Origin of the sequence: Roseibium sp. TrichSKD4, assembly GCF_000148725.1 — a bacterium.
GTDB lineage: Bacteria > Pseudomonadota > Alphaproteobacteria > Rhizobiales > Stappiaceae > Roseibium.
The window spans coordinates 1-11450 of the sequence record NZ_GL476309.1; the positions used below are offsets into that span (position 1 = coordinate 1).

Below are 11450 nucleotides of genomic sequence, written 5' to 3' on the forward strand. Positions count from 1 at the left end.
GCCCAGACCCCAAGGACAAAACAAGATTATCCATGCATGCGCGGAGTGGCTGTATGCCAAGGGCAAGGCGCGACACATACGAGTTCGGGGCCAAGGTGGCATTGCCACGACCAATCGGGAAGGATTGGTTCTTGCGGCGAGGGCTTTTGAGGGCAATCCCTATGATGGGCACACCTTGAATGACACCATCAGTCAGGCTGAGAAAGTCTGCGGCACCAAAGCTGAGCGTGTCTATGTGGACCGTGGCTATCGGGGGCATGATTATGAGGGCGACGCCAAGGTCATGATCTCCGGCCAGAAGCGCGGGCTGACGGCACAGATGAAGCGTGAGCTGAAACGACGATCAGCGATCGAGGCCACCATCGGCCACATGAAAACAGATGGACGACTTGACCGGAACTTCCTCAATGGCAAAAATGGCGATGCCATCAACGCCCTGCTGGCCGCAGCCGGTCATAACCTGCGTCTGATCCTCAATGCACTGATCATTTTGCTGCTCTGGATCACAAACCCCATCCCCAAACCGGTCAAATCGAATATTTGCGTATTGCTTCGGCCACGCGCAACATCAATGGCTTAGACGTTGTTCAGGGCGGACTAAGTGGTGCGGGCGCAAGGAACTGAGCCACGGTCAGCGTCTATTTTGCTTGTGGGGAGAAAGAGGTAAAGCCTCTTGGCTTCCTCTCTGAAATAAATGAATGCTAAAGCGCTTCAACTTGAACTTTGCGTTTAGCTTCTTGCTCTAAGAAGTGTTTTTCAAAATCTGCGGGTAACGGCTTGTTTGGCTCTGGAAGGGAAAGCAAGTGTTTCCACCTATGATCCAACGCATCGAGCGAAACCTCGTCTAACCTGCCGCGTTTAGCTTGTACGTAGTGAAGTTCCCGTAACTCAGGTGAAACGGGTTTATCTTCAACTATGCGTTTGGCAATCCAGAGCGTGATATCTACCAGCTCGAGGCCAGCACTTTCGTCTCCGGGCAGGAATGTCGGAGGTACTTCAGGCATATGTGTATAATCGAAAGTGGGCATTCCTGGTCCCATTTCCGTCTTGTGGCCGCGCAAATTTTTATACCAAACAGCTAGTTCCGCTTGAGCTTTGTTGAACTCAGTTTGTCGGTCTACTGTGATTTTTTTGACAGGTTTTTGACGTGCTTCTGATTCAGTGCATATCGAGTGCAATACTTGCTGGAAACCGATTAGGTTCGGCGAGATTTGCAGCTCTGAGTCATAGTTTCCTACGCCGTAACTTATCTCAAACGGTTTAGCGATTGCCCATTTCAAAGCGCCAGAGATGATCTCCTGAGAACGTTCATCTGGTAACTGGTTTATTCTATCTAGTAGCTGTGTACATATGTCGACGAGCATTTCTGCACATCGCTTTGAATCCTTCTCACGCCGCGCATTCCATGCTGTTTTTGCAAGATCATCGTCAAAGAGAAATGCGACTTTAAACAACAGTACATATCGCAGTGGCGTGAAATAATGATGCCATGGAACCGCATCATTCATACCTGAATCAAAAACTTGATCAAAAAAGCTGATCAGAGCGTGGTCTGGTTTAGACACTTTAAAGAATGAAAACCGCAGGTCTTTCTTTTTGCTGAACGCTATCAACGGCTTTGCGATTTCAGTTAAGCGCGCCACTCCTAGATGGTTAGCATGTAGGCGATCCACGCCCATTTGCTTGCGTAACTTCTTGAGAAGCGGCTCCGCAACTAAATCAAGATTTGTTTGCGTGCAAAGAACTCCATAATACAAACTAGGTTGATTAGCATCAAATAACTCTAACCCAGTGTTTCCGCTTTCATCTACAAAGCAAAACATTCTAAAACCCTTGGTAAATATTGTAACTATCTCAAAAATACAAAGATAAGTATAGCGTCTAGAATTATCAATGTTTTATGTCAACGGCCTGGTTGACATCACCAAGCGAGCGGAACAAAATAAGAACATTTTTCAGCGCAAGGAGGCGATTTTGCGCAATAAATCAACCTAAAATTGCAGTTAAAGAAAATCTTTACCTACATAAATTAATGTGCCAGACTACATAAAAAAGTGTGGGTCAGGCTAATGAGGTACGGTGAGTTCCAAACGATTTTAGGGGAATGTGGCCTGACGATACGCGCATTTGCAGAGCTTGTTGGCATGAATCCAAATTCTATTTCAAATTACGCACGCAAAGGGGAAGTGCCAGCGCATTTAGCATTAATTGCTGCCTTAATGAAAGAAGTTCGTGTTTTAGGGGGCGACTACAAAACAATTATCAAGGGCGTTGGAATCATACCTAAGCGACCTCGTGGAGGTGCCCGCGAGGGAATTTTTGGCGGCGACCGGCAAGAGAGTCTGGATTTTGAATCATGAATATGATTGCACAAAATTTAGGCGAATTCGGAATGGATCCATTATCTTTGAAGTTATTCGAAGATGGACAACCCGACCTCTTGCCGTATGCAACGATTTTGAATGCTCAAAAGGCAGGAGATGAGACCCTTGGTCTAATTGGCGCGGTTTATGAGTGGCAAGAAGCCCCACTTGTTTTTTTGGTCGACGGTGATCAGGTAACGGATAACGAACAGCTTCACAAAATCAGACGATTACTCGCTATGCGGGGGGATGCCCCCTATTTGGGAGTACTGTTTCCAGGTCGATTGGATGTTTACCACATCGGTTTGGACAATAAGAAACTAAGTCAGGCCAGGGTAAAGTTTCAAAACGAAAATCAAGAAAAAGTCACTTACATCGCTCAACTCGGGAATGATCGCCCGAATGCTGCAATCAGTCAGAAAAACTGGATTTCAAATGTAGTTCTGAAATTGTTGACTGATTCAATATCGAAACTGATCAAGCAGTTCCAAGTACCAGACGAAGATGCAATTTCTCTGGTGGGGAGAGCACTTTTCACGCGCTTTCTTGCAGACCGTAACTTGTTGCCAGAGCATATGATGTCTTTTGAATATGCTGGCGATCTATTCGATAGTCGAGAGAAGGCTGAAGCTACATCAAGATGGCTTGATGAGACCTTCAATGGAGACCTTCTTCCGCTTTCTGATGGTTTGTTTAACTCACTGTCGGAACAGGTGTATTTTGTACTGGGTTCTGTTTCACGCAAAGCGCCAGATGACCAGTTGTTTCTCGGATGGGAAGCCAAATGGGACAACTTGGATTTCGCACATATTCCGGTTGGGGTTCTAAGCCAAGCCTACGAGTTATACCTAAGGAGCCACGCTTCTGAACGTCAGAAAAAGCAAGGTGGATATTATACTCCACGACCGATAGCAGACCTGATGGTACGTGCTTCAATCCGCGCTTTGCAGCATGAAAATAAATGCGTCGACGCAAAAATATTAGATCCGGCAGCTGGTGCTGGCGTATTTTTGCTCACGGCTTTTAGAGAACTAGTCGCCGAGAAATGGCGTTTTGATGGAAAACGTCCCAACACTAAAACACTTAGGACCATTCTATACAATCAAATCACTGGATTGGACATTGATGAAGCCGCATTGCGATTTGCAGCGCTCGGTCTTTATCTCATGTCAATTGAGTTAGATCCAACTCCAAAACCAGTAGACAAACTTCGCTTTAAAAACCTTCGTGGCAATGTTTTGCACCGACTAGTGGCTGATGGAGATACAGAGGGTGCACAACTCGGTAGCCTCGGCCCACTAGTTGGAGAAGAGCACAATGCGAAATACGATATTGTCATAGGTAATCCACCTTGGGCTAGTGGGACAAAACTACCTGATTGGAACTTAGTCCAAAACAACGTTAAGCAGATTGCAGAGAAGCGTGGCATAAAAAACTCAAAGCCACTCTTACCCAATGAAGTACTTGATCTTCCGTTTGTTTGGCGAGCAATGGATTGGGCGAAACCTGACGGTCAAATTTCATTCGCTCTCCATGCTCGCATGCTGTTTCAGCAGGGTGATGGTATGGCGGAAGCGCGAGCATCAATTTTTGAAGCGCTAGATATTACATCTATTGTGAATGGTGTTGAATTGCGTCAAACAAAAGTTTGGCCAGAAATTTCTGCTCCGTTCTGCTTACTCTTTGCCAGAAACCGTATGCCTTCTGCTTCAGCTGGCTTCCGCTTCATTAGTCCTCGAATTGAAAAAACTCTTAATGATGCAGGCGCTATGCGTGTAGACGCCCTCGCCGCAGAACGAGTGCCTTTAAACAGCCTCTCCAAAACTCCAGAAATACTGAAAGTGCTTTTCCGGGGAACCGAGGCAGATTTGGGTTTGATTGAAAAAATAAGATCGAACGGCTTCCCTACATTAATACAGTTTTGGCACGATGTTGTGGAAACTTCGTCAAGAGGACGTATGGCGGGAGCAGGTCGAGGATATCAAACAGTAAAACCTAGTAGCCGCATCAGAAAGAATGGCGACGGAAAACCGGGGGCACCAGCAGATTATCTGCATGGCCTTCCTGATTTGTCGATCCAAAGCCTAGGCGACATTCTCATTCAGACTGAAGCACTGGGCTCATTTAAGCATGACCGTCTTCATGATCCAAGAGATGCCTCTCTATTTGAAGCTCCAATACTACTTGTACATAAGTCACCACCGGCGGATAGAGGTCGTATCAGTGTAGCGGTTTCAGAAAAACGCCTTGCCTATAATGAAAACTTCTATGGATATAGCACGGGCAAGTTTAAGAATGGGGAGGTGCTCGCTAGGTATTTGGCACTGATTTTCGGCAGCAAAATAGCTCTTTGGCAGGCGCTTTTAACAAGTGGAGAATTTGGTTTTGAGAGAGAGGTAATTGAAAAGAATGCTCTCGATAACTTACCGATACCAGATTTTAGAGCACTCTCAACAAAACAAATTGCTGAAATAAAACAGTTATTTGATCGCTTAGTTCGCGGCTCCGTTTCGTGGCACGAAGTAGATGAATGGGTCGCAAATTTGTATGGTCTTGGGGCTAGGGATTTGCAAGTAATCGAAGATACGCTTTTATATAATCTTCCTTTTTCCATTAGTAAGATTAACGCACAAATGCCACCTGCATCAGGGGACATAACTCATTTCTGTTCAGTTCTGAAGAGCGAATTGCAACTATGGTGCAATAGATTTGAAAACGAAGTCGACATTCGCCCGTTTACAAAAGTGAGCGGTTCTCCTTGGGATTATTTAGCAATTGTAGTCCACGATAAAGGTGAAGTTTCAATCGATCCGGATATCGATTTATCTGGTTTAGTTCAACTGGCAGACGAGACCGCATCCTCAGAAATTCTTATCAATTTCGGAGAACGAGGATTGATTGCGGGGAGGTTATCTCAAAAAAGATACTGGAGTGAAACTCAAGCCCGCTTGTTAGCACAAAGAATTATTTGGTCGCATGTTGATATTCTAAAGGGATGATAGGGAACGTGAAATCAATTTCAATCAAGCCTCGTCCTGATCAAATATTAGAGCTTTCTCGTGGCGCTTCGTTGCCGCTCCCTGAAATTAACAATCTACATTTAGAAGTAATAGTTGAGACGCTTTTGCAAGCATTTGAAAATATTCAAGTTAATAATCAGAAAGTTATAGAAGAGGGCACAGAATCTGAAGTTACCAGTCTATTAGTGTCCCATCTGAATACCTTAGCAGATTCTGAACCGCTTTGGGGGCAGTTGGTTATACCAAACGTCAGATGAAGTGACTCATATTTGGGCTTCCGGTTTTGTTGCGAATATGATTCCAGATGGCAAACGATGGGAGTTTGCCATGGGAGCCGCGATACCGCTTCGAGATGACTTTGACGGTTGTACCCTTCGCCGGTTGGCGAGGGTGTGCCGGGACGCCAAACAGACCCGTCGCCTTTTGTCATTGGCGGTGATCTATGATGGGGGGAGCCGTTCGGACGCAGCTCATATTGGCGGAGTGACGCTCCAAATCATTCGCGATTGGGTGCTGCGTTTCAATGCTTCTGGTCCCAATGGTCTGAAGGATACGCCCAAGTCAGGTCGCCCCTCAAAACTTGACGAGCAGCAGCGTCGTGCGTTGATCGAGATTGTCGAACGAGGCCCGTATCCATCGGTGGATGCAGTGGTACGTTGGCGCTTGAAGGATCTCGCTGCGTGGATCCTGTCTGAATTTGGCATTGTCGTTGACGAGCGTACCGTATCGCGGGAGCTGAAGAATGCGGGTTATCGGCGTCTGACGGCCCGGCCGCAGCATCCGGCGCAAAACGAGTTTGCCGTCGAGGATTTTAAAAAAGCTTCCCAGCCGAACTGGCGGAAATCGGCAATCAGCTTGAAAGCGGCACCCCGATAGAGGTTTGGTTTCAGGACGAGGCGCGTGTGGGTCAAAAGACCAAGATCACAAGGCGATGGGCAAAACGCGGGACAAGGCCGCGGGCCCCCAAGGATCAGCGGACAAAGTCAGCATGGATATTTGGGGCCATCTGCCCGGAACGGGGTGTCGGTGCTGCGCTCGTCCTTCCCAAGTGCAACATCATGGCCATGCAAATGCATCTTCAGGAAATCTCGTCGCAAGTCGCTCCGGGAGCCCACGCCGTTGTCATCCTTGACCAGGCTGGCTGGCACACATCTGGCAAACTCGACATTCCCAACAACATTACCCTTCTCCCATTGCCACCGAGGTCTCCCGAATTGAACCCGGTCGAGAACCTATGGCAGTTCATCAGGGATAACTGGCTGTCAAACCGGGTCTTCAAATCCTACGAACAAATCATCGATATCTGTTGCCGCGCATGGAACAGGTTAATTGAACAACCATGGACCATCATGTCCATCGGAATGCGAGATTGGGCCCATCGGTTCTGAATTTTGACGGTTGGTATTAGGTGTACAATTAGGGGGGCGGAAAGCCTCAGCTTTGATGGCTCGCATTTGGAAAAACGGCCAGATTTGTCAATTTTTTTAACTGAGCGCAACAGAAATTTTCCCTTAATCGCAGAAGCAAAACTAATTGATATACCGAGAGGAAAAACGGAAAAACTATATTGTGAAAAAGGCTTGATGAGATTTTTGAACGGGGAGTACGCGTGGGGAACTACAGAAGCAATGATGGTGGCTTACGTACGTGACGGTTCAACGTTACAGTCTCAATTGACCCCCTTCTTAGAGCAAAAATCTCCATGCAACGCCAAAAAGTATTTAGTAAAAGACATGCCCAACAGCGCATCAAACATGCCAGATTGCGTGGCAATTTCGAAACATGACCGTACTTTCTCTTATGATGTGAAGGCACCGGTAAATGATATACCTGGGCCTATAAGTTTGTGGCATTGATCAGCCCCACCTGAGTGGTCCGTTTTGATTGTTAGTGCATGACTGGGCTTTGGTCCATCCGGACGATGGTTTCTGGTGCCGGTGGTCGGTAGCCCAAGGCGCTGTGTGGGCGTTTGGTATTGTAATGTTTCCTCCATTGTTCAATCAGGATTTGTGCTTCCTTTAAGCTGTAGAAGATTTCACCATTGAGTAGCTCATCTCGGAGGCGGGCGTTGAAGCTCTCGCAGTATCCGTTCTCCCATGGCGAACCTGGTTCGATGTACGCGGTCTTTGCACCCACAGCGTTGATCCAGTCCCTGACTGCCTGAGCAATGAACTCCGGCCCATTGTCTGATCTGATGTAGGCTGGAACACCTCGCAGGATGAAGGTGACCGTCCGGCGAAGGCGCTCTGGCGCGACACCGATGCGGCCTGTTACGCTGCCTGAGCAGCGTAACGCCAGGGCAGAAGTTCGTCGAGGCGTGTGATTTTGTGGTCGGCGACTTGACCGAGGACCCAGGTCAGCCAGGCCTGAGGGTCAACACCGTTGAGCTTGGCCGTTTCGATCAGGGTATAAGCGATAGCCATGGCTTTGCCGCCGCCTTGGGAGCCTGAGAACATCCAATTTTTGCGTCCGATGGCGACGGGTTTAACGGCGCGCTCGGCGGTGTTGTTATCCAATTCCAGATGGCCGAGCTCAAGGTATGGGCGTGCTTTCGGCATTCGGCCCAAGGCATAGCGGATGGCCTGCGCGAGTGGTGACTTTCCCGAGATTTTGGGCAATTGCGTCTGCAACCATTCTTCCAAGGCGTCAAAGATCGGTTTTGCCCTAGCCTGCCGGATGGTAGCGCGGTCTTCGGGGGGCATGCCCCTGATCTCTTTCTCGATAGCGTAAAGCTCAGCAATCCGGCGGATGACTTCTTCGGCAATGGCGCTGCCCTGCGAGGAGAAGACATCCACGAACTTGCGTCGTACATGCGCCATGCAGGCCATCTCATCGGCTTTGTCGTCACCGAACACACCGTTGAACCCGGAATATCCATCCGCATGGACCCAGCCCTTGTATCCCGACAAATGAGCAACGGGATGCTCTCCTTTGCGATCCACCGTGAACTGATACCATGCACAGGGTGGCGATTGGCCAGACCAGGCACGCTCATCCCGCACATAGGTCCAGACCCGCGCCGTTTTGGTCTTCTTGTTGCCGGGGGCCAGCATTTTGATGGGCGTATCGTCGGCAAAAAGCGCAGGTCCTTGCCGCACCATCCGTCCGATGGCATCGGCAAGAGGTTCCAGCAGGGCCGTCGAGCGACCAACCCAGTCGGCCATGGTCGAGCGGTCCAGATCGACGCCTTCACGGGCAAAGATCTGGCTCAGGCGATAGAGGGGTAAATGATCGGCATATTTGCTTACCAGAACATGGGCCAACAATCCCGGTCCGGGCCGCCCACGCTCAATGGGGCGCGATGGCAGCGGCGCTTGCACAATCGCCTCGCACCATGAACAGGCTTTGCGGGGCCGGATGATCCGCTTCACCTTGAAGCGTCCCGGCACGTATTCCAACTCTTCGGTGACATCCTCACCCAGGGTGCGCAAGTTGCCACCACAACGACCGCATTCATCACCGGGAGAGAGCTCCTCGTCTTCCCGATCCAGATGATCCGGCAAGGGCTTGCGGCTGTGTTTGCGCTTCGGCTTTGGATCAACTCCCTCCTGCGACGGGGCGGGCTGTTTTGCCTGGTCTTCAGCGGCCTCAACAATCTCGGCGTCCTCGAGCAGATCGAGATTGAGCTGATCCAGACCCTCAGACTTGGAGCCGAACCGATGCCGATTGGCCCCGTGCAACTGGTGTTGAAGCTGCTCGACCTTGAGGCTCAGAGCCTTGACCTCGTCGGCCAGAAGGCGGTTCACCGCCCTCAATTCGGCGGGGTCCTCCGGGGTGATATCAAGGTCCTTCAGCATCTTCGATCTTATATCAGATCAAGGGCGTAAGTTGAATCCCGAGAGGCGCGCAAACGCCAATATATTGGCCTATCCGACGCTCAGGGGCCGCCATGTTTTTTGCGGCATCCGCCAGTCTATGCCTTCAAGCAACATCGACAATTGCGCGGGCGTCACGCTGACCTTACCGTCCTTCGCAGCAGGCCAAACAAACCGGCCCTTCTCAAGGCGCTTGCTGAACAGGCATGCGCCCTGTCGATCCCACCAGATGATCTTCAGCAGATCACCGCGCCGTCCCCGGAACACAAACAGATGTCCAGAATAGGGTTCAAGCTCCAGAACCTTCTCCGCCTGAGCCGCCAAAGTGTTGAACCCGCGCCGCATGTCCGTCACCCCGGCAGCCAGCCAAACCCGCGCGTTGGACGGCACGGGGATCACGGCATTAGACCTTCAACCAAAGCCAGCACCGTCGGCAGCGCCGTCGTCCCTTCCACCAATACCCGCCGCCCGTCCGACAGCGTGATATCAACCCGCTGAGCCGACAACGGCATATCCGAGGCAAGCGCCGCGATCTGGTGGCCTGGTGCGGCCTGCGGGCCCTCTATCTCCACTGGTAGAAACGCCGCTCCATCAAGGACGCAATCGCTGTCTTCTGGCGCAAACCGCTCATCACGCAGCCAGTTGTGGATCAGGTTCGCATTCATCGCAGAGCGGCGCGCAACCTGCGCAACCGAAACCCCCGGCACTCTGGCCTGCAAACAGATCGACCGCTTCTCGTCATCCGACCAAAACCGCTTCTTGCTGCCCTTCTTCGTACCCAAAATGTGCCTCACAATGTCCATTAACGAAAATGGACATTATCACCCCACTGCGCTCCCCGTCAGAGCGGGAATACCGAACGCTCACGAATGAAGAGATCCGTTAGCACATCAATCACGTCGGTGGAGTTCAGATTTCGCTTCACCCGGATTGCCAGGCACTCTCGGGAATACTCGTCCAGGATGTTCAGTGTCCGGAACGCTTTTCCTTCATTGGTTCGGCAGTGCACGAAGTCATAGCTCCAGACATGATGGGATACTCTGCCGCAGCGGACACATGATCCGTCGTCAGCCAGAGCCGCCCTCTCTTCGGTTGTTCATTGGCACTTCAGCCCCTCTCGTCGCCACAGCCGCTCAACACGCTTGTCATTCACATGCCAACCAGCATCTCTGAGCAGAGCTGCAATACGCCTGTAACCGTAACGGCCAAACTCACGGGCGAGTGCGATCATATCCGCCACAAGACGTTCTTCGTCAGCACGCCCTGCTGGAGGTTTCCTCTGCGTAGACCGGTGCTGACCCAGAACACGACAGGTTCGGCGCTCTGACACGCCGAGATGCTGACGAATGTGATTGATGCAGGCTCGACGACGGGCGGGGCTCAGAAGTTTCCCTTTGCGGCCTCCGACAAGATCAACTTGTCCAGGGTCAGGTCAGACACTGCCTTGCGCAGCCGCTCGTTCTCTTTCTGAAGGCGTTTGAGTTCTTTCAGTTGGTCGGTTCCCATCCCACCATACTGCTTTCGCCACCGGTAATACGTCTGTTCGGTGATACGAACCTGCCGAATGGCATCAATGCGCGGCATGCCTTGGCCGACAAGGACTTCAACCTGCCGCAACTTCGAGACAATTGTGACCGTCCGGCGAAGGCGCTCTGGCGCGACACCGATGCGGCCTGTTACGCTGCCTGAGCAGCGTAACGCCAGGGCAGAAGTTCGTCGAGGCGTGTGATTTTGTGGTCGGCGACTTGACCGAGGACCCAGGTCAGCCAGGCCTGAGGGTCAACACCGTTGAGCTTGGCCGTTTCGATCAGGGTATAAGCGATAGCCATGGCTTTGCCGCCGCCTTGGGAGCCTGAGAACATCCAATTTTTGCGTCCGATGGCGACGGGTTTAACGGCGCGCTCGGCGGTGTTGTTATCCAATTCCAGATGGCCGAGCTCAAGGTATGGGCGTGCTTTCGGCATTCGGCCCAAGGCATAGCGGATGGCCTGCGCGAGTGGTGACTTTCCCGAGATTTTGGGCAATTGCGTCTGCAACCATTCTTCCAAGGCGTCAAAGATCGGTTTTGCCCTAGCCTGCCGGATGGTAGCGCGGTCTTCGGGGGGCATGCCCCTGATCTCTTTCTCGATAGCGTAAAGCTCAGCAATCCGGCGGATGACTTCTTCGGCAATGGCGCTGCCCTGCGAGGAGAGACATCCACGAACTTGCGTCGTACATGCGCCATGCAGGCATCTCATCGGCTTTGTCGTCAC

Annotated in this window: 11 protein-coding genes and 3 pseudogenes; 7 read left to right on the forward strand and 7 right to left on the reverse strand. The window is 50.9% G+C overall.

Annotated features, from left to right (window positions below; all coding sequences use genetic code 11):
* Positions 1-580 (forward strand): annotated as a pseudogene (locus tag TRICHSKD4_RS05685) (transposase); the annotation flags it as partial.
* A gap of 121 nt (positions 581-701) precedes the next feature.
* On the opposite strand, the gene TRICHSKD4_RS05690 reads toward TRICHSKD4_RS05685, so the two are convergent.
* Positions 702-1823 (reverse strand): DUF3800 domain-containing protein, encoded by a 1122-nt coding sequence (locus tag TRICHSKD4_RS05690; RefSeq protein ID WP_009466511.1) that lies wholly within the window; start codon positions 1821-1823, stop codon positions 702-704.
* A 246-nt stretch (positions 1824-2069) separates the two neighbouring features.
* Here TRICHSKD4_RS05690 and TRICHSKD4_RS05695 point away from each other — a divergent pair, with 246 nt between their 5' ends.
* The 5 genes from TRICHSKD4_RS05695 (at position 2070) to TRICHSKD4_RS30160 (ending at position 7239) form a co-directional block, all read left to right on the forward strand.
* Complete coding sequence (locus tag TRICHSKD4_RS05695) at positions 2070-2360, forward strand: helix-turn-helix transcriptional regulator (protein WP_040616422.1); 291 nt, start codon at positions 2070-2072, stop codon at positions 2358-2360.
* Positions 2357-5362, forward strand: a complete 3006-nt coding sequence (locus TRICHSKD4_RS05700; RefSeq protein WP_040616416.1) for a class I SAM-dependent DNA methyltransferase — start codon at positions 2357-2359, stop codon at positions 5360-5362. Before TRICHSKD4_RS05695 ends, TRICHSKD4_RS05700 begins: the two co-directional genes overlap by 4 nt.
* 8 nt (positions 5363-5370) lie before the next feature.
* Positions 5371-5640: a hypothetical protein gene (locus TRICHSKD4_RS05705; protein ID WP_139051988.1), complete on the forward strand. Its 270-nt coding sequence runs from the start codon at positions 5371-5373 to the stop codon at positions 5638-5640.
* A gap of 70 nt (positions 5641-5710) precedes the next feature.
* A protein-coding gene (locus tag TRICHSKD4_RS29075; protein WP_085979595.1) for an IS630 family transposase occupies positions 5711-6771 on the forward strand; the annotation gives its coding sequence in 2 pieces (ribosomal slippage) (positions 5711-6203 and positions 6203-6771; 1062 coding nt in all).
* A gap of 66 nt (positions 6772-6837) precedes the next feature.
* Positions 6838-7239, forward strand: a complete 402-nt coding sequence (locus tag TRICHSKD4_RS30160; RefSeq protein ID WP_139051989.1) for a hypothetical protein — start codon at positions 6838-6840, stop codon at positions 7237-7239.
* Between the two features lie 31 nt (positions 7240-7270).
* Here TRICHSKD4_RS30160 and TRICHSKD4_RS29080 read toward each other — a convergent pair.
* The 4 genes and pseudogenes from TRICHSKD4_RS29080 to TRICHSKD4_RS05730 form a co-directional block, all read right to left on the reverse strand.
* Positions 7271-7606: pseudogene (locus TRICHSKD4_RS29080) on the reverse strand (integrase core domain-containing protein); the annotation flags it as partial.
* A 47-nt stretch (positions 7607-7653) separates the two neighbouring features.
* Entirely contained in the window at positions 7654-9180 is a 1527-nt protein-coding gene (locus tag TRICHSKD4_RS05720) for an IS66 family transposase (protein ID WP_009465942.1), read from the reverse strand.
* A gap of 69 nt (positions 9181-9249) precedes the next feature.
* On the reverse strand, positions 9250-9597 hold the full coding sequence (gene tnpB / locus TRICHSKD4_RS05725) for an IS66 family insertion sequence element accessory protein TnpB (protein ID WP_009465501.1): 348 nt from the start codon (positions 9595-9597) through the stop codon (positions 9250-9252).
* Entirely contained in the window at positions 9594-9863 is a 270-nt protein-coding gene (locus TRICHSKD4_RS05730) for a hypothetical protein (RefSeq protein ID WP_009465502.1), read from the reverse strand. Before TRICHSKD4_RS05730 ends, tnpB begins: the two co-directional genes overlap by 4 nt.
* Between TRICHSKD4_RS05730 and TRICHSKD4_RS32240 the strand changes: the two genes are divergently transcribed.
* Positions 9841-10071: a hypothetical protein gene (locus tag TRICHSKD4_RS32240; RefSeq protein WP_009465503.1), complete on the forward strand. Its 231-nt coding sequence runs from the start codon at positions 9841-9843 to the stop codon at positions 10069-10071. The genes TRICHSKD4_RS05730 and TRICHSKD4_RS32240 overlap by 23 nt on opposite strands.
* Here the strand turns inward: TRICHSKD4_RS32240 and TRICHSKD4_RS29085 are convergent.
* A pseudogene (locus tag TRICHSKD4_RS29085) lies at positions 10067-10866 on the reverse strand (IS3 family transposase); the annotation flags it as partial. The gene TRICHSKD4_RS32240 and the pseudogene TRICHSKD4_RS29085 sit on opposite strands and share 5 nt — an antisense overlap.
* Before the next feature lie 8 nt (positions 10867-10874).
* The coding region (locus TRICHSKD4_RS05740; protein ID WP_208993010.1) for a transposase at positions 10875-11450 on the reverse strand (576 nt) is incomplete at its 5' end.

Bases quoted from the DNA above. Each gene is read 5' to 3' on its own strand.
- TRICHSKD4_RS05695 (WP_040616422.1), top strand. From the start codon at position 2,070: ATGAGGTACGGTGAGTTCCAAACGATTTTAGGGGAATGTGGCCTGACG.
- TRICHSKD4_RS05700 (WP_040616416.1), top strand. From the start codon at position 2,357: ATGAATATGATTGCACAAAATTTAGGCGAATTCGGAATGGATCCATTA.
- TRICHSKD4_RS05720 (WP_009465942.1), bottom strand. From the start codon at position 9,180: ATGCTGAAGGACCTTGATATCACCCCGGAGGACCCCGCCGAATTGAGG.
- TRICHSKD4_RS05690 (WP_009466511.1), bottom strand. From the start codon at position 1,823: ATGTTTTGCTTTGTAGATGAAAGCGGAAACACTGGGTTAGAGTTATTT.
- TRICHSKD4_RS05730 (WP_009465502.1), bottom strand. From the start codon at position 9,863: ATGAATGCGAACCTGATCCACAACTGGCTGCGTGATGAGCGGTTTGCG.